Source organism: Marinobacter sp. 1-4A (genome assembly GCF_016597725.1).
Taxonomy (GTDB): domain Bacteria; phylum Pseudomonadota; class Gammaproteobacteria; order Pseudomonadales; family Oleiphilaceae; genus Marinobacter.
Genome location: NZ_VCGY01000003.1, coordinates 318,135 through 340,493, shown reverse-complemented (window position 1 = coordinate 340,493; position 22,359 = coordinate 318,135). Strand labels below are relative to the sequence as shown.

20 protein-coding genes are annotated in these 22,359 nt (G+C 54.3%); 6 read left to right on the top strand and 14 right to left on the bottom strand.

Going from position 1 to position 22,359, the window contains the following annotated elements:
* Positions 1-459 carry an NfeD family protein gene (locus tag FE845_RS08585; RefSeq protein ID WP_200363463.1) on the bottom strand — a complete coding sequence of 153 codons (459 nt, stop codon included), beginning with the start codon at positions 457-459 and terminating at the stop codon, positions 1-3.
* A 199-nt stretch (positions 460-658) separates the two neighbouring features.
* On the opposite strand from FE845_RS08585, the gene FE845_RS08580 reads away from it, so the two are divergent.
* Both FE845_RS08580 and FE845_RS08575 read left to right on the top strand, forming a co-directional pair.
* Entirely contained in the window at positions 659-1,474 is an 816-nt protein-coding gene (locus FE845_RS08580) for an SDR family NAD(P)-dependent oxidoreductase (protein ID WP_200363461.1), read from the top strand.
* Positions 1,475-1,508: 34 nt separating this feature from the next.
* A complete protein-coding gene (locus FE845_RS08575; protein WP_200363459.1) occupies positions 1,509-2,312 on the top strand; it encodes a class II glutamine amidotransferase in 804 nt (267 codons plus the stop codon).
* A gap of 45 nt (positions 2,313-2,357) precedes the next feature.
* On the opposite strand, the gene FE845_RS08570 is transcribed toward FE845_RS08575, so the two are convergent.
* A complete protein-coding gene (locus FE845_RS08570; protein ID WP_200363456.1) occupies positions 2,358-3,263 on the bottom strand; it encodes a metal-dependent hydrolase in 906 nt (301 codons plus the stop codon).
* 231 nt (positions 3,264-3,494) lie between these two features.
* Here FE845_RS08570 and FE845_RS08565 point away from each other — a divergent pair, with 231 nt between their 5' ends.
* Together FE845_RS08565 and FE845_RS08560 are read left to right on the top strand one after the other, a co-directional pair.
* Positions 3,495-4,601 (top strand): AraC family transcriptional regulator, encoded by a 1,107-nt coding sequence (locus FE845_RS08565; protein WP_200363454.1) that lies wholly within the window; start codon positions 3,495-3,497, stop codon positions 4,599-4,601.
* A 221-nt stretch (positions 4,602-4,822) separates the two neighbouring features.
* Positions 4,823-5,230: an NINE protein gene (locus tag FE845_RS08560; protein WP_200363452.1), complete on the top strand. Its 408-nt coding sequence runs from the start codon at positions 4,823-4,825 to the stop codon at positions 5,228-5,230.
* Here the strand turns inward: FE845_RS08560 and FE845_RS08555 are convergent.
* From FE845_RS08555 to FE845_RS08540, 4 genes are all read right to left on the bottom strand, one after another.
* Positions 5,223-6,620 carry a WS/DGAT/MGAT family O-acyltransferase gene (locus tag FE845_RS08555; protein WP_200363450.1) on the bottom strand — a complete coding sequence of 466 codons (1,398 nt, stop codon included), beginning with the start codon at positions 6,618-6,620 and terminating at the stop codon, positions 5,223-5,225. The two genes, FE845_RS08560 and FE845_RS08555, sit on opposite strands and share 8 nt — an antisense overlap.
* Before the next feature lie 114 nt (positions 6,621-6,734).
* Complete coding sequence (nirD, locus tag FE845_RS08550; RefSeq protein WP_200363448.1) at positions 6,735-7,103, bottom strand: nitrite reductase small subunit NirD; 369 nt, start codon at positions 7,101-7,103, stop codon at positions 6,735-6,737.
* A 168-nt stretch (positions 7,104-7,271) separates the two neighbouring features.
* Positions 7,272-9,779: a nitrite reductase large subunit NirB gene (gene nirB / locus FE845_RS08545; RefSeq protein ID WP_200363446.1), complete on the bottom strand. Its 2,508-nt coding sequence runs from the start codon at positions 9,777-9,779 to the stop codon at positions 7,272-7,274.
* A 28-nt stretch (positions 9,780-9,807) separates the two neighbouring features.
* Entirely contained in the window at positions 9,808-11,040 is a 1,233-nt protein-coding gene (locus tag FE845_RS08540; protein ID WP_200363444.1) for an NAD(P)/FAD-dependent oxidoreductase, read from the bottom strand.
* Between the two features lie 341 nt (positions 11,041-11,381).
* Between FE845_RS08540 and FE845_RS08535 the strand changes: the two genes are divergently transcribed.
* Entirely contained in the window at positions 11,382-12,686 is a 1,305-nt protein-coding gene (locus FE845_RS08535; protein WP_200363442.1) for a nitrate regulatory protein, read from the top strand.
* Positions 12,687-12,695: 9 nt separating this feature from the next.
* Here FE845_RS08535 and FE845_RS08530 read toward each other — a convergent pair whose 3' ends face one another.
* From FE845_RS08530 to FE845_RS08520, 3 genes are read right to left on the bottom strand one after another with little or no spacing between them, the layout of a single operon-like run.
* Positions 12,696-13,559 carry an ABC transporter ATP-binding protein gene (locus FE845_RS08530; protein ID WP_200363440.1) on the bottom strand — a complete coding sequence of 288 codons (864 nt, stop codon included), beginning with the start codon at positions 13,557-13,559 and terminating at the stop codon, positions 12,696-12,698.
* Between the two features lie 11 nt (positions 13,560-13,570).
* The gene (locus tag FE845_RS08525) at positions 13,571-14,566 is read right to left on the bottom strand and encodes an ABC transporter permease (RefSeq protein WP_200363438.1); all 996 of its coding nucleotides are present in this window, start codon (positions 14,564-14,566) and stop codon (positions 13,571-13,573) included.
* Positions 14,567-14,589: 23 nt separating this feature from the next.
* Entirely contained in the window at positions 14,590-15,981 is a 1,392-nt protein-coding gene (locus FE845_RS08520; RefSeq protein WP_200363436.1) for a CmpA/NrtA family ABC transporter substrate-binding protein, read from the bottom strand.
* A 422-nt stretch (positions 15,982-16,403) separates the two neighbouring features.
* Between FE845_RS08520 and FE845_RS08515 the strand changes: the two genes are divergently transcribed.
* Complete coding sequence (locus tag FE845_RS08515; protein WP_320159679.1) at positions 16,404-19,085, top strand: molybdopterin-dependent oxidoreductase; 2,682 nt, start codon at positions 16,404-16,406, stop codon at positions 19,083-19,085.
* Between the two features lie 24 nt (positions 19,086-19,109).
* Here the strand turns inward: FE845_RS08515 and FE845_RS08510 are convergent, their stop codons facing one another.
* The 5 genes from FE845_RS08510 to FE845_RS08490 all read right to left on the bottom strand — a co-directional run bounded on the left by FE845_RS08510 (position 19,110) and on the right by FE845_RS08490 (position 22,262).
* On the bottom strand, positions 19,110-19,766 hold the full coding sequence (locus FE845_RS08510; protein WP_200363434.1) for a hypothetical protein: 657 nt from the start codon (positions 19,764-19,766) through the stop codon (positions 19,110-19,112).
* 163 nt (positions 19,767-19,929) lie between these two features.
* Positions 19,930-20,661 carry an energy transducer TonB gene (locus FE845_RS08505; RefSeq protein WP_200363432.1) on the bottom strand — a complete coding sequence of 244 codons (732 nt, stop codon included), beginning with the start codon at positions 20,659-20,661 and terminating at the stop codon, positions 19,930-19,932.
* The gene (locus FE845_RS08500) at positions 20,658-21,068 is read right to left on the bottom strand and encodes an ExbD/TolR family protein (protein WP_200363430.1); all 411 of its coding nucleotides are present in this window, start codon (positions 21,066-21,068) and stop codon (positions 20,658-20,660) included. Before FE845_RS08500 ends, FE845_RS08505 begins: the two co-directional genes overlap by 4 nt.
* Positions 21,065-21,460, bottom strand: coding sequence for an ExbD/TolR family protein (locus FE845_RS08495; RefSeq protein ID WP_200363428.1), 396 nt, complete (start codon positions 21,458-21,460; stop codon positions 21,065-21,067). The genes FE845_RS08500 and FE845_RS08495 overlap by 4 nt, the downstream gene beginning before the upstream one ends.
* Complete coding sequence (locus FE845_RS08490) at positions 21,447-22,262, bottom strand: MotA/TolQ/ExbB proton channel family protein (protein WP_200363426.1); 816 nt, start codon at positions 22,260-22,262, stop codon at positions 21,447-21,449. The genes FE845_RS08495 and FE845_RS08490 overlap by 14 nt, the downstream gene beginning before the upstream one ends.
* Between the last annotated feature and the right edge of the window lie 97 nt (positions 22,263-22,359).

Here is a 22,359-nt window from a genome sequence, read left to right as displayed (position 1 = left end):
TTACTGTTCCTTGTGTGTAGCGGTTTGGACAATGGCTGTTGTGCCATCAAACTTTTTGAAAATAACGTCGGTTCCCTCGGGAAAGTCGGTGGCGCCGGTCTTTTCGTCTTTTAAGCGATAAAAGTCGCCGTTGACCTTAATACCCGTGGCACCATCAAAATCCCTTTTCAGGGTGCGGTAGCGCAGGCCCTGCTCTACGCCTGTGCCGGTGGTTCCGTAGGCCACTCCCTTGGGGGAGAAGCGTGGGCGAATCCAACGGATGGCGATGGGAACCAACAGGCCTGAGAACACACCCATGCCAACCAGCTGCCATTCGAACGACATGCCAACGAACGCCAGAGCGGCGGTTAAAGCAGCTGCAACAGCCAGCGCCAGCAGCAAAAATATGCCATAGGCCAGCTCAGCCAAACCCAGCGCTAGGGCTAGAATTAGCCAAAAATGTGTAAGACTCCATTCCATACAGAAAATCCGCAGGTTCAGGGTTTAAGAAATCCGGAAGACTGAACTCCCGTTTGATGAATTGTACCCAAAAGCGAGAGCTGAGTCCGAGTGGCCCGGGCGTCGTGCACGTCATTAATTCAGAGCCATATGCTGATCAGCGGCAGTTGTTAGAGTATCTTCTTTAATCAGAACAACACACAACAAGAGATCAATGCCCATGAAAGATCTGAAAAACAAAGTCGCAGTCGTCACCGGAGCAGGTTCCGGTATAGGGCGAGCACTCGCCAAAGCGTTGGCGGCGCGGGGCTGCCGGCTGGCGTTATCGGATGTTAACGAGGACGGGCTGGCCGAAACGGCTGCAGGAATTACTGGAACGCCAGTTAGAACCTATTCTTTGGACGTAAGCGACAGGGACGCTATTTACGCCCATGCTGCAGAGGTAGCAAAAGATTTTGGTCAGGTTAACCTGATCATCAATAACGCAGGCGTCGCGCTTTCAGCAACGGTGAGAGAGATGAGCGACGAGGACTTCGCCTGGATCATGGATATCGATTTTTGGGGAGTTGCTCACGGCACCCGTGCCTTTCTGCCGCACCTGATTGCATCTGGTGATGGCCATGTGGTGAACATATCCAGTGTATTTGGCTTAATCGGTGTGCCTACGCAAAGCGCCTATAATGCGGCCAAGTTCGCGGTTCGCGGATTCACAGAATCCCTGCGCCAAGAAATGAAGCTGGAAAAGCAGCCTGTTGCTGTCAGTTGTGTCCACCCGGGCGGTATCCGCACCAACATTGCCAACTCGGCGCGCATGAGTAAGCCCAAGAGTGCGGAAGAGCTGCGCACTAGTTTTGATAAACTGGCGATGACCACGCCGGAAAAAGCTGCTGAAACGATTGTGAAGGGTATTCTCAAAAACGAATCCCGCATTCTTGTAGGGTCCGACGCTTGGGGAATCGATGCTATTAACCGCTTGCTGGGCTCGGCCTATCAGCCGTTGGTAGAGCGCTTCGCCGGTAAGAGTTTGTATCGTTAACCCGCTAAAATAACGCAAGGAACCGCCTCGCTCTATGTGTGAACTGCTGGCTATGAGTGCCAATACACCCACCGACCTCTGCTTCAGCTTTACCGGGCTGACTCGCAGAGGCGGCGACACTGGCCCCCACAAGGATGGCTGGGGCGTGGCTTTTTATGAGGGCAAGGGCGTGCGGGCGTTCCACGATGTGGATGCCAGCGCCAACTCCCGGCTTGCTGAAGTGGTTCAGACCCACCCGATCAAAAGCGAAGTGGCTATTTGCCATATTCGTCAGGCCAATGTAGGCGAAATTTGTCTGGCGAATACCCACCCGTTTATGCGCGAACTCTGGGGCCGTTACTGGGTGTTTGCCCACAACGGCCAGCTTTCCGACTTTCAGTCTTCACCGGGGTTTTACGAGCCGGTTGGTGGCACCGATAGTGAGGCGTTGTTCTGCGAAATCCTCAATCATCTACGCAGCCATAGCGACAGGAATGATTCGGTCGAGGCGATCACACAGCATTTGGTGGAACTTTCGAAGGCGTTTGCAGAGCAGGGTGTTTTCAATCTTTTGCTGAGCAACGGCGACTGGTTGTTCACCTACTGCACCACCAAAATGGCCAGCATTACCCGCCGTGCGCCTTTTGGTCCGGCAAGGCTGAAAGATGCAGATGTGATTGTGGATTTTGAATCTGAAACCACGCCGAACGATATTGTCAGCGTTGTAGTAACCGAGCCACTGACCAGCGATGAGGAATGGGATATCTATCAGCCCGGCGAGTGGAGGTTGTGGCGCAAGGGCATTGTCGAAGCCAAAGGTATTGCGATAAGTAAACGGAAGGATTCGACTGAAAGCTAAGCAGGCCAGCGTTGTCTTGCTGGCCTGTTCCGTTGTGTAGCGTAATCACTGTAGGGTTTTGCGATTCCCGTTCTGGTACTCCGGTGCGATGTATGCCTGAATCTCAGCCTTAAACCGCGCAATCAACTCGCTGTTGTCATTGTCCCAAGGGTGGTAGCCCGGTTTGAAGTAACCAAACCAGGTAGGTATTAGGCTTGAGAAAGTACCGTTCTTGCCCCACATGCGCCACAAGCTCTTGCCGGTATCGGTTATCGAGAACCCCTTGGTGTCATTTGCCACCATGCGGCCTGTGAAATACGACGCCACCACGCCTAGAGCGGCCGTGCTTAGAACCAAATAAAAGGTTCGCTCGGCGTAGGTGCCGCCAACCTGCTGGAACACATCGTAAGCCACTGCTTTGTGCTCGGTTTCTTCAATAGCATGCCATGCCCAGAGCGGGCGCATGGTCTCATGCATGCCCTCGCGCACATCGTCGCGTTCCAGAAGCATATCCGCCATCATGGCGGTTATGTGCTCAAGGGCGCAGGTAATGGCCAGTTGATGGCGCTTTGGTAGCAGTTTGGCGACATCCAGAACGACGTTCAGTTGTTTTTCCATTTCGCCTACCGGCATGCCGCGATCCCGCACATGCTGGTTCATGGCCATATGTTCCAGTGAGTGCATGGCTTCTTGGCCAATAAAGCCCCGCACTTCGGCTTTCAATTTCGGATCGTCAATTTGATCCCGGAAGGCACGGACAGAATCCACAAAAAACTGTTCTCCCTGCGGAAAGAGCACCGAAAGTGCATTCATGAGATGGCTAAAAAAAGGGCTCTCTTCCACCCAATATTGCGGCACCTGCTCATCAAACTCAAAACCCATGCGTTGGGCTTTGATGTCGACGTTATCTGGCGTTTTTGACGCTCTGTTGTCTAAGGTAATCGGGTTTGGGGCGGTTTTAGTACTCAGCATGGGTTTACTCCTCACATTGGCTGATGTCATGTAGCCAGTGTGTTGGAGTCGACGATTGAGGTGAATGCGAAAGCGGGCCGCTCACCATTCAAAATAGGACACAGTGACATGAAGTTGGCCAGCGCGACGCTGTCTGGTGTGCCATCTCTCCCACTGTGATGGTTGCAGGCTTCTGCTAGAGTCTTTAGGAAACAGCACTCAAGCAGCACTCACGCAAAGACAGGGCACTCTATGGCGATTTCCGGGTCGGAAAAAGAACGGCAAATGCTGGGACTCTTCCTAGTGCCTGGCGTGTACATGCGGGTGTTGGCCAAAACCGTACAGCAGCTTGGCCATAACGATCGTCAGCTATATGAAGGCCTTAACGTTAATGCTGAAGAACTGAAAGCCAACGATAGCCGTGTGTTTGTTACCGATGCCATGGTTATGGCCGAGCGCGCACTGAAACTCGCTGGCAAAGACGGACTGAGCTTCATGCTGGCCAGAGAGCTGCGGGTAACCATTCACGGCACGCTTGGGTTTGCTGCATTAACCAGCCCTACGTTTGCCGGAGCGCTGGATTCCGTTCGTCGCTACCTGCAGCTACGAGCGCCGTTTTTGAGCATGAGCCAGTCAGAAACTGATGAGCACGTACTGGTGAAGCTCTGCACCGAGTTCGACGTGCCAAGCCTCTATCCGTTTCTGGCAGAAACCGTCAGCGCCACACTGGTGATGCTCACTGAACAGCTATTGGACCGTAGCGATGCTGAAAAACGCGGATTTGCCCTCGATCACGGCAAGCTTCCCGGCGTAAACGTTCGCCTCAGCGGCGCAGAGCCTGCCTATTACCACCAGTTTGCCGACCAGTTGCCGGTCAAATTTCAGTATGACCAGCCTGATGAGATGCTGGTGTTCCCGAAAACACTGCTGGATGTGCGCATGCGCTTGGCCGACGCAGACGCTTCCCGTCTGGCCAGAGATGAGTGTGAATTTGAACTACAGAAGGCCCTCAAGGACCAAGGCGACCTTGCCATGGCCGTGCGCAACATGCTGCGAATAATGCCCGGCCCGCTGCCTTCGCTTGAAGCCATGGCGGAACGCTTTTGCGTCTCCTCCAGAACACTAAAGCGACGGTTGGCGGAACGAGAAACCAGTTACCGTGAAATTGTAGAATCCGTGCTCAAAGACCGCGCCATTCAGCTATTACGCTACACCAGCCAATCCGTGAGTGAAATCGCTTACGAACTGGGCTACGCCGACCTCTCCAACTTCAGTCGCGCATTCAAAAAGTGGACCGGAAAATCTGCTAGCGAATTCCGAGAAGGCGGTCCCGACCCAGCTCCGGAGTTAGGGCCTTAATAGTGCCAAAATCCGTTTGCCTCTGGATTTATTGCAAGAGTTAAAAGGGCGGAGGGTGGCGCATATTCTCCGCCAGAAAAAAGATGTCTGAGCGCTGCGAGTTATTTTTTCCAAGGAGAATATGCGCCACCCTCCGGACCGGCACTCAGGCTTCAGACCTTGTGGAATGACATAAATAACCCCATATACGGCTATAGCCAACCCTTATCACCGGAGCAACAATGATCACCCGACCAGACACTCACAGCAAACTGCTAGGATACCTACTCTGGATCTTCGGCTTTTTAGGCTCCCACCGCTTCTACTACGGCAAACCCATTACCGGAACCATCTGGTTTTTTACGTTCGGATTCTTCCTGATCGGCTGGATAATCGACTTCTTTCTGATCCCCTCCATGGACGAACAAGCCGACCACCGCTTCCGCGAGGGCGAGATAAATTACAGCGTCGGCTGGCTACTACTCACCTTCACTGGCGTATTCGGCTTGCACCGCATGTACATGGGTAAGTGGGTCACAGGGGTTATCTACCTGCTGACCGGCGGCCTCTTCCTGATTGGCCTGCTGTACGACTTCTGGACATTGAACGACCAGATTTCAGAGCGAAACCGGGACGTGAAATTTAACTGACAAGAGCCTGCTCAAGCTCCACGAGACCGTCCTCCAGATAGTCCAGCATCCTCTGGAGGCTGGGTAGCGTGCGGCGGCAGCCGATCAAGCCAAACTCCACCTGATCGTTATAGCTGGTCAGGGTCATATTCAGGGCCAAACGGTCCATGGCGATGGAGACGGGATACATGCCTTCAAGCTTGGCGCCGTTCCAGTAACAGGCTTCTTTTGGCCCGGGCACGTTGGAAATCACCACATTGAACGTTTGCCACTTCGGAGCCATGCCGGTTAGCAGATTAAAGGCCGCTGGCGCCAAAGTCAGTGCGGTGTAGTTGAGGATCTCTTCGGGTGACATATGGGCGTAGCGATCTTTCCCTTCTTGCATGCCTTGGTGGATTTTCCGTAGCCGCGTAACAGCGTCGCCTTCGTCTGTATGCAGGTTAGCCAGAATAACGCCCACCTGATTGCCTTCGGCTTGCCGACCTTCGGATTCGCTGCCGTCAGACTTTTGGTACTTGCGCAAGGAGACCGGCACCATAGCGATCAAAGGCTTATCGGGCAGAGCGTCCAGATTCATAAGATAGGTGCGCAACGCACTGGCGCACATGGCCGTGACCACATCGTTCACGGTGGTGTCATGGGCATGGCACACCGCTTTGATGCGCTTCAAGCAGTAGGATTGAGCCGCAAACCGGCGGGAACCGGTAATTTTCCGGTTCAGAATACTGCGTGGTGCGTGGAAAATGGAGTCGTAGGCAGGGTCCTTGCGCGCCGCCTTCACAGTGCGCAGTAGTTCCCGCGCTACGGTCGGCACCGTGCTTAACTGTTTTCCCGAAGCGCCCAGCAAGTGGCCAATGCTGTACCAGAGAGACGGCTCGCTTCTATCCTCTTTTCGCCCCGCCCTCACGGATAGATCCCACACTGGCGGCATGTTGCGTTTTGAAGGGTCCGTGGACAGCATTCGCTGAGTCATTCGCATGGCGGAAACGCCATCCACCAAGGAATGGTGCACCTTGATGTAAACCGCAAACTGTCTGTCGCTCAACCCCTCGATCAGATGAAATTCCCACAACGGCCGCTCCCGATCCATTAAGTGGGAATGCTCGGCAGAAACAAATGCAAGCAGCTCCCGAATACGGCCCGGGGTAGGCAGAGCTTCAAACCGGAAGTGGTGCTCTAGGTCGAGATGATCATCATGAACCCACACAGGTTGCGCCAAGCGGCTGTCCAACCGCTGATTGAACGGCGCGGCTACTTCCGTATCGTTTCGAAGCTGCTCGGCGAGCTTGGACACGTAGTCGTCAGGTGCATCTTCTGGAAATGAAAAAATCTGCAGCCCGCCTACGTGCATGGGTTGCTGGCGCTTCTCAAGCCAGAGAAAAAGCTGGTCGGTAGGGCTCAGAGGCTTCACGGGCGGGCTCCTTTTTATGATTGTTTAACTGATCTTACATCAGGTCGCCCGCGAGTGATTGGCCTTTGGTAGCTTCCGCCCCGTCAATATCGGTTGATTGAACCTCCCTCAGGGTTATGCTGCCACAGCCTCTTGCTGTGTTTCTCTTGTTTCCAAAAGGATCCGATTTCCATCGAGAAGCACAGAGTAGGTTTTGACCCTAACCGATTCATCTTCCAAACAGACACCGGTTTTCAGGTTGAAGTGTTGTTTGTATAACGGAGAGGCGACGATTGGTTCTCCCCCTAAATCCCCAGTGATGCCGCGAGCCAGAACATTCGCGCCGCTGAACGGATCTTTATGGCTTATGGCAACGAGTGCTGGTAGCCGGTGCGGCAGGTAAAACACGGCCACCGGACCCTCTTCCGTCCAGACCGCAATTCCCGACTCCGGCACCAGATCATCAACGGTACAAATGGTGTTCCAAAAGGTACGAGTTTTCATCTGTATTCTCCTTAGCTTTTCGTCTTCAGTTTTTCGATATTTGCGAGTTCGGTGAGCGAGGGGTGCGGGGTACTTTTCCGCCGGGAAAAAGATGTCTGAGCGCAGCGAGTTATTTTTCCCAGAGGAAAAGTACCCCGTGCCCCTTGCGCCATCCCAGAATCCGGAAGGCTACACAGACTCCAAAACAGGCCGTCTCTGTCCCCGCTCAGTCGTCCACTGCTGCACAGGATCTTTCTGCTCTGGCAGGTTCACAAACTCACGGAACCGCTTGCGCTTCTCAGGATCTTCTACAGCCGTTTTCCACTCACACTGGTACGTATCTGCAATGCTGTTCATGTGCTCCTCAAGCTCGGCACAAATACTCAGGCTATCCTCAAGCACCACCTGTTTCAGATAATCCAGACCGCCCTCTAGATTCTCCATCCAGACACTCGTGCGCTGCAGCCGGTCGGCCGTGCGCACATAGAACATCACCACCCGATCAATGGTTCGGATCAGCGCCTCATCAGATAGATCGGTTGCAAATAAATCTGCGTGGCGCGGGCGCATGCCGCCATTACCGCAGACATACAAGTTCCACCCATTCTCAGTGGCGATCACGCCAAAATCCTTACTCTGAGCCTCGGCGCACTCTCGCGTGCAGCCAGACACAGCCATTTTTACCTTATGCGGCGCCCGCAGACCCTTGTAGCGATTCTCCAGAACGATCGCCATGCCCACACTGTCTTGCACGCCATATCGACACCAGGTATTGCCAACGCAGGATTTAACTGTGCGCAAAGACTTGCCATAGGCGTGCCCCGTTTCGAAACCCGCTGCGATGAGCTTCTCCCAGATCTCTGGCAATTCGCTCAGCGTAGCGCCAAATAGATCAACCCTTTGACCGCCCGTGATCTTAGTGTAAAGGTCGTACTCTTTGGCTACTTCGCCCAGCACAATCAGCTTGTCGGGCGTAATCTCACCGCCGGGAATGCGCGGCACAATGGAATAGGTGCCGTTCTTCTGCATATTGGCCATGAAGGTGTCGTTGGTGTCCTGAAGTGGCACGTGATCGGTGGCCAGAATGTGTTCGTTCCAGCAGGTCGCCAGAATTGAGCCGACGGCCGGCTTGCAGATATCACAGCCCTGCCCCTTACCGTGCTGGCTAATCAGGGTGCGGAAGGTGCGGATGCCGTTGACTTTGACCAAGTGAAACAATTCCTGACGGCTGTACGGGAAGTGCTCGCACAAGTCTTTGTTGACCGCCACACCGCGTTTTTCCAGCTCGTTATCAACCAGGTTTTTGAGTAGCGAGGTACAGCCGCCGCAACCGGTGCTGGCTTTGGTTTCGGCTTTGACGCTGGGGAGGTCAACGCAGCCAGCATCAATCGCGCAGCAAATATCGCCCTTAGTGACATTGTGGCAAGAACAAATGGATGCGGTTTCAGGAAGCGCATCGGGGCCCAGTGCCGGGGCTCCGCCTTGATTCTCCGGCAGTATCAGGGTCTCGGGATTGTGTGGCAGTGTTATGCCGTTCAGGGCGTACTGCAGAAGACTATCGTAGTGGCTGTTATCGCCCACAAGAATGGCACCTAGCAGCGTTTTGCCATCTTCGCTGACCACCATGCGGCGATAGTGGCCGGCCTGCTCATCGTTAAAGCGTATGTTGCGGGCACCGGGTGTCTGGCCGTGGGCGTCGCCAATGGAGCCTACATCCACTCCCAGCAGCTTTAGCTTGGTGCTCATGTCAGCGCCGGTAAAGGCGGCATCACGATCGCCGTTCAGAATCGCCGCCAAGGTGCGGGCCATGGTATAGCCGGGAGCGACCAAGCCGAAGATCTTCTGGTTCCAGAGCGCACACTCGCCAATGGCATGAATGTGTGGGTCCGACGTGGTGCACTGATCATTGACGACGATGCCGCCACGTTCACCAACACTCAGCCCACTTGCTCGCGCGAGTGTATCCTGTGGGCGAATACCGGCTGAAAAGACGATCAGGTCGGTTTCCAGATGACTGTCATCGCTGAAGTTCATTCGGATGCGAGCATTTTCGCCTTCCACGATAGAGGTGGTGGCTTTTTCGGTGTGCACTTGAACGCCCAGTTCTTCAATTTTGTGACGCAGCAACGCTCCGCCATCGGTATCCAATTGCACTGGCATTAGGCGAGGTGCGAACTCTACTACGTGGGCCTGCAGGCCAAGACTCTTGAGGGCATTGGCGGCTTCCAAGCCAAGTAGACCGCCACCCACAACTACCCCAGACTTGCCTTTCTGGGCGCTGTGGCGAATGGCGTCAAGGTCTTCTAGCGTCCGGTATACGAAACAGTGAGGATGCTCCCGGCCCTCAATCGGCGGTACGAAAGGGAAGGAGCCGGTTGCCAGCACCAGTTCGTCATAGCCATAGTCGCCCTTCGGCGTGGTGACACTACGCTGATCAGGGTTCAAGGCCGTTACCTGTTCATGCAACCGTAGCTGAATACCGTGTTCTGAGTACCAGTCTGCGGTGCCCATCGCGAGATCTGAGTGCGTTGAGCCGGTGAAGTATTCCGACAAATGAACGCGATCGTAGGCTCGCTGCTTTTCTTCACCGAAGACCAGAATGTCATAGCCCGACGCAGCCGGGCTGGCAACGAACTGCTCTAGAAAGTGATGGCCTACCATGCCGTTGCCAATCACGATTAGGGTTTTATTGCTCATGGTGATGTCCTCTTTCATGGGCAGCGGTTCAAGCTGCTGCTTCGCAATACGGTTTGCCAAAGGGCAATTGGGCTCGAAACGATTGAATGTCGACGTTGTCGTTAATCAACGTCTGGTACCAAGGGCCTTGGCTGGTATTCCCCATTAGAATGGCGCCGACCAGCCGGTTGTCGCGAACCAGCAGGTGGTTGTAGCCGCCGGTTGTAATGTCTTGCGAGATCAGGGATTCGGTATGCTCATCGGGTGCCTGAAGCCCACAGGAAAAAACAGGTATGCCGCCAATTTTGAGCCGGGTGGCGGTTTTGGATGGCTGGTAGGCCGCGCCCTTGGTTGTTCCTGCAAGCACGCACGCCAGAGTTTTCGCCTGCTGATAACCCGGCTCCACAAGCCCAAAAGTTTCGCCATTGAACTCACAGCACTCGCCCAGGGCGAATATGTGTGGATTGCTGGTTTGCAATTGCGAGTTGACTTGAATGCCCCGCCCACACGCCAGTCCGGCGTTTTGCGCCAGTTCACGGTTGGGTGTAATGCCGGTGGCGATGACAATTAGATCCGTAGCAATCAGCGTCTGGTCATTCAGTTGAATGGCGCGGACGCTCTCTTGCCCCAGCACTTGGATTGGTGACGTTGATGTCAGAATTTTGAGACCGCGACCGGTCAGTGCGTCAGATAGAAGCTTGCCACTTTCTGGGTCTAGCTGCCGATTCAAGAGGTGGCCGCTTCGATGCAGTAGGGTGACATCCATGCCACGGCGCAGAAGCCCTTCCGCCGCTTCAAGCCCCAGAAAACCGCCGCCGACTACGACGGCCCGCTGCTGACGTTGGCTCAACTCAATTAGGGCGCGAGTGTCGTTGAGGTCCCGAAAGTTCATAACGCCGTTTAGTTGCTCCCCGGGAATCCCTAAGCGGGCTGGGCTAGCACCGGTTGCGATAACCAGCGTGCTATAGCTGAACACTTTGCCTGTGCTTGTTGTCACCGTGCGGTTGTGGGGAGCTATAGCGTGGACTGTTTCGCTGTGATGAACCTGAATACCATGGCGGGCAAACCAAGCGCCCGGCTTCAGGGGCAGGCTTTCCTCGTCGGTTTCTCCACTGAGCAGAGCTGAAAGCTGAACTCGGTTGTATGCAGCAGCTGTTTCACCGTTAAACACAATGATATTCCTGTAGGGTATTGATGCTTTGCTCACCAACTCTTCAAGGAATCGCTGCGCTACCATTCCATGGCCACAGACGATCAACGTGTCTTTCGTTCTTCGGATCATCTTTGCATCTCCGCCCCGTTTAGAACCAAAAAAGCCGGAGCATCTCGTCCGTTAAAGGAGTTGATGGTCCGGCGCCAATGCCAATATCAGTGATCTGGTACCCAGCCGAATTCGTGGTTGGGAAGGTTAGTCTTGAGTTGTATAAAGCTATGTTCGTGCCAATTCTAAAATCTTTTTAAAATCAGATATTTGTTGTTGATGGGCGCGCGTGCTGCTTAGGTGTACGGCTTTTTTCGCACTTTGGCGGTGCAGGTTGCACGACTTTGATGCTTTTTTTGCTGGCGCGGTAATTGCTGGACTCACCGGTAACACAAGAGTGAGGCAACATCCGGAGCTTTGAAATGGACCACAGTAAACATCAAGGTAATTCTGCCCACCCCTCGGCTGAGGAGTATTTGATCGCATCCAGACGCTGTGAACTGAGGAACCTCCAGTACTTCTTGCAGATGGGAAAGCTGGTGCAGAGTATCGGTAACCTTGTGCACGGTCTGCAGCGAGAGCGTGGGGCGTGCACTATGTTTCTTGGGTCGAAGGGCGAGAAGTTTGGCTCGGAGCGAAGAGAAACGGTGGCGGAATCGACGCGCTTATATAGTGTTTTCGAGCGGGCTCTGACTGAGATTCATGAGGAACTGACAACGCATCTGGTTAGTAGTCATCTACTGGCTCGTATTGCCAGTGCCCTTCACGGATTGGAGGGCCTAACGGCGCTGCGTGCTCGGGTGAAAGCCCAGTCGTTGTCGGTGTCTGAGGCAACAGAATCCTACAGCGCCCTTATTCAAAGCCTGATTGTCGTGGTGCTTGGGGCAGCGGATACAGCTGTAGACCCGTCACTTGTGCGCTTGTTGGTGGCCATGGTGCATCTGATGAATGGCAAGGAACTTTGTGGCCAGGAGCGCGCAGTAGGCTCGGCGGGGTTTTCACAAGGGCGCTTTGACAATGCACTGACCCAGCGCATGGCGCACCTTATTGAAACGCAGGAGCAGTGTTTTGAGGTGTTTCTCAGCTTCGCTGATGAGCAAAGCTGTGAGCTATTGATGAATCTACGGGCACATCGGCGGGAAAATGAGATTAGGCGTTTACGGCAGTTGGCGTGTTCCGCTGGCCGGTACAAATCGATAGGCCCGGACGCAGCCGATGACTGGTTTGCACTGATGAGCGAACGTATGGATGAGCTCAAAGAGGTCGAGGAGTCAGTGGAGAGCAGCTTTCATGGACGCTGCGTGGAGCGGTTTGCCGAGGCGCGGCGAGCATTGGCACACCGTGAAACACTGATGGCTTCGTTTGGCCAGTTGGAATTTTCCGCGCAGCCTCTTTTGGTTCTGTGCGAGTCTGATGTTAGTGGGGAAGTTCAAGCCGGAGACGTGTGGAGCAGTGAAGGTATTGGTCAGCACTCTGGGCGATCAATTTTTGATTTGGTGCAGGAGCAGTCGCGTCGGTTGCAACAAATGAGTGAGGATCTAAGGAGTGCTGAGGATGCACTGGAGGATCGGAGAACTCAGGAAAAAGCGGTCTTGTTGCTGATGCGTCACCGCAAAATTGATAACGACGAAGCCCACCGGGTCCTTCGGAAGCTGGCCATGGATCAGGGTAAAAAGCTGCCCGAGGTTGCCCGGGCACTGGTGTCTATGGCGGATATATTAACGTAGCTCCCGCTCTCAGATTTTCGCTGTCTGGGCAGAGGGATTGGTGGTTGCACTGGTGGCCTTTTTATTCCGGTGCGGTGCTATGTTTTCCAGCTTGCGCTGCTTCTCATAAAGAAATTTCAGAACCTCCTGCCGGTAATGCACGTAAGTGGGGTCGTCCGCTAGAGTGACTCGGTTGCGAGGCCGTTCTAAGTTGATGTATAGGTCCTCGCCGACGGCAGCAGCCGGTCCGTTGGTCATCATGATAATACGATCAGACAGGAGTACGGCCTCGTCTACGTCGTGGGTAATCATGATCACGGTGTTGTTAAGGTCTTGTTGAATGCTCATCAGAGAATCCTGCAGATGAGCCCGGGTAAGGGCATCCAAGGCGCCGAAAGGTTCGTCCATCAGCAAGACGCTTGGCTTCATTGCCAGCGCCCGGGCAATCCCTACCCGTTGTGCCATGCCTCCTGAGATTTCTCCCGGTCGTTTGTTGGCGGCATGGGCCATATTCACCAGTTCCAGATTGTGATGAATCCAGCTTCGACGCTCCTGCTTCGTCAGGGTTTTGCGAAACACCTGCTGTACAGCCAATTCAACATTCTCATAAACCGTTAACCAGGGCATTAAGGCATGGTTCTGGAATACGACCGCCCGTTCCGGTCCCGGTGCGTTGATCTCGTGGCCATCCAGAATACATCCACCTTTGCTGGCCTGAAGTAGACCAGCGACGATGTTCAGTACTGTGGACTTGCCGCAGCCAGAATGACCAATCAGAGAGACAAACTCGCCCTTTTTGATTTTCAAGTTGATGTTATCCAGCGCGACGAAGGAGCCCTTAGGTGTGTCAAAGGCCATTTCCACGCCGGTCAGCTCCAAATGAGGTTTAGTCATGGTTATCTCCGTTATTCATTCCAGGCAATTTTCTTCTGGATCACCAGCATGATTCGATCCAGCACAAAACCGATAAAGCCGATAGCCAACACGGCCGCCATGATCCGGCTCAGGGACTGGCTGCTGCCGTTCTGGAACTCATCCCAGACAAACTTGCCGAGCCCTGGGCTCTGAGCCAGCATTTCGGCGGCGATCAGCACCATCCAGGCGATACCCAGCGAAACCCGGAGCCCGGTGAAGATTATGGGTATGGACGACGGTAGAACGACTTTTCTCACATGGGTCCAGAATGACAGTTGCAGAACTCGGGAGACATTCAGCAAGTCGGGGTTCACCGCAGCCACCCCAACACCTGTGTTGATCAGGGTGGGCCAAAGGCTGCAAAGGGTGACGGTGATCATTGAGGTGAGGAACGACTTCTCAAACATCGGATCGTCACTAACGTAAGTAGCGGAGACCACCATAGTAACCAGCGGCAGCCAAGCCAGAGGCGAAACGGGCTTGAAGATTTGAATCAGTGGATTGATCGCTGCCTGAAGGTGTCGGTTGAGACCCAGTACTATGCCAAGTGGGACCGCGATTGCCGTCGCAAGTAGAAAGCCGGCCATGACGGTAACCAAGCTGGTGGCAATTTGGTCCAGAAACGTCGGGGCACCGGGGTAGCCCCGGATCTTAACTTTAGCGTTTGGATCTTCAGCTAAAATACGAGCATTTCGTTCCTCCTGCATGGTCACGAATTTATCTGCACGCTCCCGTTGATTGAGGTGCTCCTGCCAGAGCTGGCCGCTTTGCTCCCAGACCTGCACCGGCCCCGGAAATGTGCCCAGCGAGGTGTTCACCTGAGGTGCGGCCAAATGCCAGAAGCCGAGAAATATTAGAATGCCGACCATCGGCAGTAAGAGTTGCTTGCCAGCTTGAGTTAACTCCGCGACATTGAATCGATCTGTCAGTACTTTCAGCCCGCCGCGGATTCGGGTTTCAGAGCTAGGGTTCAATAGCGTGCTCATGTGGTTCTCCTGAATACTGCGGGTTACGGTGTGTCAGTGCCTTTGAGCCCAATGTCAAAACTGTCGATGTAGGCGTTGGGCTGACGTGGGGTAAAGGCGACGCCATCAATGAGCTCTCCCTGATATGGACGGGAAAAGTTGTCCTGACTGAAGTCGGGAAAATCTTCCGCCTTCATCAGCCCATCATCTATTAAGGATTTGGCCGCTTTGGCATAGATGTCGCCGCGGTATACCTGTGCGGCCGTTTTCATGTACCAATCGTCGGATTTTGCTTCGGGTATCTGGCCCCAGCGACGCATCTGCGAGAGATACCAGATGGCATCGGATGGGTATGGGTAGGTGGCGTGATGGCGGAAAAAAACGTTGAAATCCGGCACGTCCCGAACGTCGCCTTTTTCGTACTCGAAAGTGCCTGTCATGGAGTTGGCAATAACTTCGGCATCGGCGCCCACATAGCTCGGGCGAGCGAGGATTTCGACAGCCCTTTCCCGGTTGGCGTTGTTGTTTTCATCCAGCCAGTAGGCAGCACGAATTAGGGCGCGCAGCAGGAGCAAGTGGGTATTGGGATTCTCTTCGGCCCAGGTCTGACTGACGCCGAATACCTTCTCCGGATTGTTGGGCCAAATTTCGTAGTCGGTGATGACCGGAACGCCTATGCCCTTGAACACAGCTTGTTGGTTCCAAGGCTCGCCGACGCAGTAGCCTTGAATGGTGCCTGCTTCCAGAGTGGCGGGCATTTGTGGGGGTGGAGTGACAGAGAGATGAACGTCCGCACTCAGTGTGCCGCTGGTATCGCCGTTTTGAGGGGCGTAGTAACCCGGATTCAAGCCACCTGCCGCCAACCAGTAGCGTAGTTCATAGTTGTGGGTGGATACCGGGAACACCATGCCCATGCGAAAGCGCTCGCCTTTTGCTCGGGACTGCTCAACCGCTGGTTTCAGAGTGCTGGCGCTGATTGGGTGCACTGGCTTGCCGTTACGCTCTGGGATGTGTTGCCTCATCATCTTCCAAACATCGTTGGAGACGGTGATGCCGTTGCCGTTTAAATCCATGCTGAACGCGGTAATGATGTCGGCCTGTGTGCCATAGCCAATGGATGCCCCCAGCGGCTGGCCCGCCAGCATGTGCGCACCGTCCAATTCACCGGTAATCACTCGGTTTAATAGAACTTTCCAGTTGGCCTGCGCCTCCAGTTCAACAAACAGGCCTTCATCCATAAAAAAGCCCTGCTCCCAAGCTATGGCCAAAGGTGCCATATCCGTCAGTTTGATAAAGCCGAGTTTCAGGTCCGGCTTTTCTGGCGGGCCAATCTCTGCTTGGGCCGTGCCTACGCTAGCTACAAGAGAGATTGCAGCGGCCAATCTGGCCAGTTGATGGATGGGTCTGGTGACAATAGTCAGCGGTTTCTTCAACATTTTTTACCTCGTGACATTCTTGCAGACAAAAAAATGCCCGCCCTCCGTTGCCGGAAGGCAGGCACCTATGCCCGTTTGATCTGAGTGGTCTCGAATGTTCAGGTTTGAGGCTGCACAGCTTGTGCCAGAGATAAAAATCTCTTTAAAAACAATATCTAATGATTTTTTTTGAAGGTTAAGGGGTATTTCTTACAGATTTTGTTGGCTTGCTTTAGTGCAGGTTTGAGCGGCTTTGCACCATTGTGAAACCTTGGGTTCCTGCCTTGTGATTGTCTGCTGGTGGTGAGTTATTGGATAACAGGCGCTGTACGCCGCGGTCTTGGGCGAGGTTCACGGCTTCGGCGCCGCACTGGCCTTTTTATTGCAGTTCGCATCAGGGTACCGAGAGAACAGTCACTAATAACAGGCAAAGAGGAGCAAGCGTGGATTCCAATATCAAAATGGCTACCAGCACTCTAACCACGTGTCCCTATTGCGGTGTGGGTTGTGGTGTGGCGGCCACACCTTCTAACGTGACCGGCGACGAGAGCCATCCCGCCAATCAGGGCCGGTTGTGTGTGAAAGGCTCTGCATTGCATGAAACTCTGGTGCCCAACGGTAGACTCTTGAGGCCGCGGGTCGCCGGTGAGGACACGAGTTGGCCAGAGGCACTCGCTGCAGTGTCCGGCGCCATTCGTGATTCGGTTGCTCAGCATGGCCCGGGGTCTGTGGCTTTTTACCTATCGGGCCAGCTGCTGACAGAGGACTATTATGTAGCCAATAAACTCGCCAAGGGCTTTATTGGCACACCCCATGTAGATACGAATTCTCGCCTGTGTATGTCCGCAGCCGTGGCGGCTCACAAACGCGCGTTTGGTGAAGACTGTGTTCCCGGTTGTTACGAGGATTTGGAACTTGCTGACCTTCTGGTGCTGACCGGTAGCAATGCTGCCTGGGCTCACCCTATTCTCTATCAGCGTATGCACGCTGCACGACGAACTGGCCGCCGGGTGGTGGTCATTGATCCCCGCCGAACTGCTACAGCAGATCTTGCAGACCTCCACCTTAAATTGAAACCAGGCACGGACACAGTTCTGTTTAACGGGTTGCTGGCGTGGCTGGTGCGGCACGAGGCGACAAGCCCTAGTTACATTGCACAGCACTGCAGCGGTTTCGAAGAAACGCTTGCGTGTGCACAGGATGTTGCACCGTCGGTTGCGTCGGTTGCTGCCCAATGTGATCTTGTTGAAGCCGACGTTGAGCGTTTCTATCGCTGGTATGCCGACATCCCTCGCACTGTGACAGTGTTCTCTCAAGGCATTAATCAGGCGGTAGCCGGCACCGACAATTGCAACGCTATTATCAACTGCCATCTGGCCACGGGACGTGTTGGCCAGCCTGGCGCCAGCCCCTTCTCTTTGACTGGCCAGCCCAACGCTATGGGTGGTCGAGAGGTGGGTGGCTTGGCGAATACTTTGGCTGCGCACATGGAATACGACACTCCCGGAGCCCGCGAGCAATTGGCCGAATTCTGGGGCACAGATCAGCTTCCGGATGCACCCGGGTATAAGGCCGTAGACCTGTTTGAAGCCGTGCACCGGGGCGATATCAAGGTGCTCTGGATTATGGGCACTAACCCTGCAGTTAGCCTGCCGGACTCTGCCCGGGTTCGTGAGGCACTGGCCAACTGCCCGACAGTGATCGTGTCGGACTGCATGGCGAATACGGACACCACAGCTTTGGCCGATATTCTGTTACCAGCGGCTGGCTGGGGTGAGAAAGACGGGACCGTTACCAACTCGGAACGCTGCATTTCGCGGCAGCGATCCTTCCTGCCTTTATCTTCTGCCGCTCGACCTGACTGGCAGATATTGGCCTCGGTTGCATGCGAACTTGGGTACGCTCGTGCCTTTCAGTATCAGTGTCCTGCGGATATTTTTCGTGAACATGCAGCGCTTTCCGCTCTCGCATGCAGCGTCAGCGAAGGCCGCCAGATATTTGATATTGGAGCGCTAGCGCAATTGACAGACGCTCAATACAACCAACTAGAGCCGACTCAATGGCCCGTTATCCTTGACGATGTTGGTGAGATAGAGGGCTCGTCGCGGCTGTTCAGTGATGGGTGTTTTGCCACGGATGATGGTCGGGCACGATTGGTACCCGTTCCTGTTGGGCGGCCGCGCCAGAGTGTGACCCCTCGCTTCCCATTCGTGGTCAATACTGGCCGGATTCGCGATCAATGGCACACCATGACACGCACTGCATTGGTTTCGCGGCTTTTAACGCATCGCCAGGAACCTTCTATTGAGATTCATCCCGACGATGCGTTTCGTCTTCGCATCAGTGACGGGGCCTTGTGCCAACTCACCGGTCCGGGGCCCGAGCCATTTTTGGGACGAGCCCGACTGACATCAGACCAGCGACTGGGAGAGGTGTTTATACCGATTCACTGGAGCGGGCGTTTTGCCTCACAAAGCGTAGCAGCAAATCTGATTGCTGCTGTAACCGATCCGCTCTCTGGGCAGCCAGAGAGCAAGCATGGTATTGCAAGCCTTCACAGCCTAGCCAACCAATGGCAAGCGCGGCTGATGCGTCGAAAATCCAGCAATGACCTCCGTGACCTAGCAGGATTCTGTGATTATTGGTGCCGACAGCCACTAGCCCACAGTGAGAGTTGGTGGCTCGCTGGAAGCAAAACGGTGGACTGGAGTAAGGACGCTACGATTTGGTTGGAGGGAGAGCCGCAGCTAGTTCTGGTCGATTCGGCGCAAGGCCGCTTCCGGGCTGCTCGAGTGGTTGATGGCCAGCTTGAGGCTGTTCTTTTGGTGGATAATAACGTTGAGCTTTTGCCCGACTTGGTCTGGTTGGATCAATGCTTTGCGTCGGAGCGGCTAAGTTCAGAACAGCGACAATGCTTGCTTGCTGGCCGGTCTGTGGAAACGGAAGACATGGGGGCGCTGGTGTGTAGTTGTTTTCAGGTGGGCGACCGCCAGATAGCCAAGGCAATCTCACGTGGGCAGACGACGCTAGAAGCGTTGGGGCAGGCCCTGAAGTGTGGCACCAACTGTGGCTCTTGTATTCCCGAAATACGGGAACTATTGCAGGCTGAGCTTTTAGAAACCTAGCAATGAAGGCCTATCAAACGTGTTTCAATATGCCTTGCGCAGCATTGACATGGGGACTCTATATCGCTGGCCGCGGAATCTGCCCGTTCCGTTTACTGTGCAGGTTTTTCGGTTAACTCGGATAATTTCTCCACGGAACTCCCGAGTGCCTGAGCTAAAGGTGACTGCATCTTTTATTTGCCAGAGCGACGGTTGCAGTGCCGGCTCAGCAAGTTGGAAGGGCTCATTGGATAAGGCAATCTGATACTCACTGGCTTGCTTCGCCAGTGCCTCGCGAGCCGCTTCAGAACGGCCACTCTTATGCAGATCATCAAGGATATTGTAGAAGTACCGGTTGTGCACCGAACCGCGATATCTATGTCCAGCACTGTGTTGCAGCAAGTGTGCGAACTCGTGACAACAGGTGTGTGCGAGTAGGTTAAGCGTGCTCAGCTCACCCTCAAAATAACCTCGTTTGTGAATTTCCCGGGCGGAGAGCCAGCCAGTGGCCGTATCAGGTTGTTGCTTGGCCTGAATCATTCTGAGGCCGTAGGTGATTTGGTGCTGTTTGCGCTGTGGATCAAAACGGTGGTAGGTGGCTTGGCCCGAACCTACCCGGCATGCGAGTGTGCTGCCACGGGCTCTTTCTTGAACCCAGCTGGCGGCAGGTTGCCAGAGGATGGTTTGCGTAACCTCGCACATCAATCTGCCTAAATTCTGTGCCTGTGTATTGGGTATGGTCATGTTGGCTAGTAAGAGGCGGATATAGAAGCAATAAAGCGTAAATATAGGTGGCAGGTGGAAATCTACCTGCGATTTAACGATGCCATGATCGAACAAAAAACGCCATGTAAGTTCAATGAAATCAGCGCAAGCTAAACCGAACAGGCAGTGCGTAGCTGAAGGTTCTACCCGTCATCTCCTCCGGCACTGGCGGTAGAGGGGCTGCTTGCTCAAGCATGGCAAGGGCTGCTTCGTCCAGCAGGGAGTGGCCAGATCCTGTGCGTAGGCTATGGCCTATGAGGGTTCCGTCTCTGCGGAACTCGAAGGTGATTACCGGCGCACCCTCCTGTCCCAACCTGCGGGCGCGGCGGGGGTATTCGTAAAATCGTGAAAGATGCCTGCTGAGCTTTGTAAGGTAATCATCAACGGCAGACGGATTCCCCGCATTCTGTAGCGGCACAGATGACTGCGATTGAGAGTCTCCGTTTTCGGGCGCTGGCTCTGCGCTATCGCTGGCTGTGCTCTCTGGCGAGGACTGCTCTGCCTGAGTTGAAACTGGCTCATCTATTTTTTCGACTATTTCTGGCTCTGGCTCTGGCTCTGGCTCTGGCTCTGGCTCTGGCTCTGGCTCTGGCTCTGGCTTTGGCTCGGGTTGGGTTTCTTGAACTGGCTGAGGTTTGGCTGTCTCAATGGGTTCTGGCGCGGATTTGCCTGCAAGCGAGATCTTGATGGCGGGCGCGGTATTCATAGCTGCGTTGCCAAGCTGATTTAGCTCTATGGTCTTCTCGGGTGCTGCGGCCACCAGAATGCTTGCGCTCAGAACAATGGCGACGGCCAGCAGGCCAAGGCGGATGGCCTTTCCTGGTTCCCTCACGCTTCAGGCTCCGTCAACAGCAGGATTTCTTTATAACCGCCATTTTCCAGAGTGCGCAAAAGGCTTTCCAGATCTGCCATGGTAAGACGGCTGGCTGCGGCAATTTTCAGCGGGGTTTGTGCATCGGGTTCTGGTAGCCGTTGCAGCAGAGCTTGCGCATCCAGATTTTCACCATTTATTCGCCAGTTCCCTTTATTGTCCACCATAAGGTCAGCATGAGGCGATTGTTGCTCGCTGCTTGCGGGTGTAGCGGGCAGATCAGGTAAAGGGTCATCAGCAAGCTGGCCAGCCACGATAAAAAACATCAGTAACAGGAAAACCAGATTGATGAGTGGCAGAAGAGCATCCTCTACCCGCTCCATCAAGGACTTGCCGGAGGTAGAGGGAGGTGGAAACAGTTCAGTCATGGGGATTCTTTTGTTGCGCGTTGCCAGTGGGCCTGAATGCCGCTCTGCGATAATTCACCCAAGGTGGCTGTGAATAGGCTTAGTTGGGTATCTGGTGCGGTTGTAAGATTTACTTCAGTAATGCCTGCGTTGCGAAGTACGGGCAAGAGGTCGCTAACGGGTAGATTGCGCTCTTGCCACATAACGTCTCCGCCTTTGGTAACCGTAAGCAAGGGAAGTGGCTCACCGGTCACGGTGCTGCGGCCGTCTGTATTATTGGCGAGTTCCAGATGATCCACAGGCAGTAACCTGCTGGTCAGCATAAAAAACACCAGCAGGATAAAGACCACATCAATCAGTGGCGTGATACGGATTGGAATGGGTCGGCTGGGCCTGAGTTCAACCAGTTGCATGGGCGAACCGCTGTCTGCTGTGGGATGCTGATTCCGGCTCGTCTTGTGCCTTTGGGCGGGATTGGCTGGGGGCAGGCTCGACCGCTTTAGTGGTCGCCTCGCTTGCGGCTTCGGTTGCCACGGCAAAGGCTTGTGGCGAAGCGGTGAGCACAGTAACCAAACTGCTGTTAACAAGCTTATGGATACGTCTTAACCGGAACTCAATCCAAGCAGCCAGTGCCGCAAATGGAATGGCGACCACAAGGCCAGCTGCGGTGGTGGTCAAAGCTTCGTAAATGCCGCCACTTAACTGAGATGCATTTGCTCGGCCTTCCGTAGCCGCCATGGCGCTGAATGCTTCCATCATTCCCAGCACGGTTCCCAGCAAACCGAGCAATGGCGCCAGAGCAGCGATTACTTCAATGATTTTCAGGGGGGCTTCAAAGGGCTCAAGAGCTTGCTGTGCGTCCCGTGCTACGGTTTCGCGGATCTGCCTGTCGTCTTGCTGGTTTTGTCGAGCTTCAATGGTGTTGGTTATTAAGCCATGGAGAGGGTTCAGTTTCGCCCAGCGGCTGGTTTGTTGGCGAATGGCTTGCGGATTTACGTCCGCAGGGCTGTGTTGCCAAAGTGCCATCACATTTTTTAGTTTTTTGGACAATCTCGGAGCGTACACCGCGCCCACGAGTATCAGATAAATAAACGTAATGAGGCCCAGAACTGCCATCACAAGCAACACCATCATGACAGGGCCGCCCATGGCGAGTAGCTGGTTAATAGGGTCGTCCGTGAGTGTGGAATCGAGAGGTGCTAGGGGGTTGCTCATGCCAGTTATCGCTCTTGCTGAAACATCATGAGAATAATAAAGATTATCATTCGAATTGCAAGGACTGTAATTCTTTAGGCCGCAAGCCTCTGTTAGA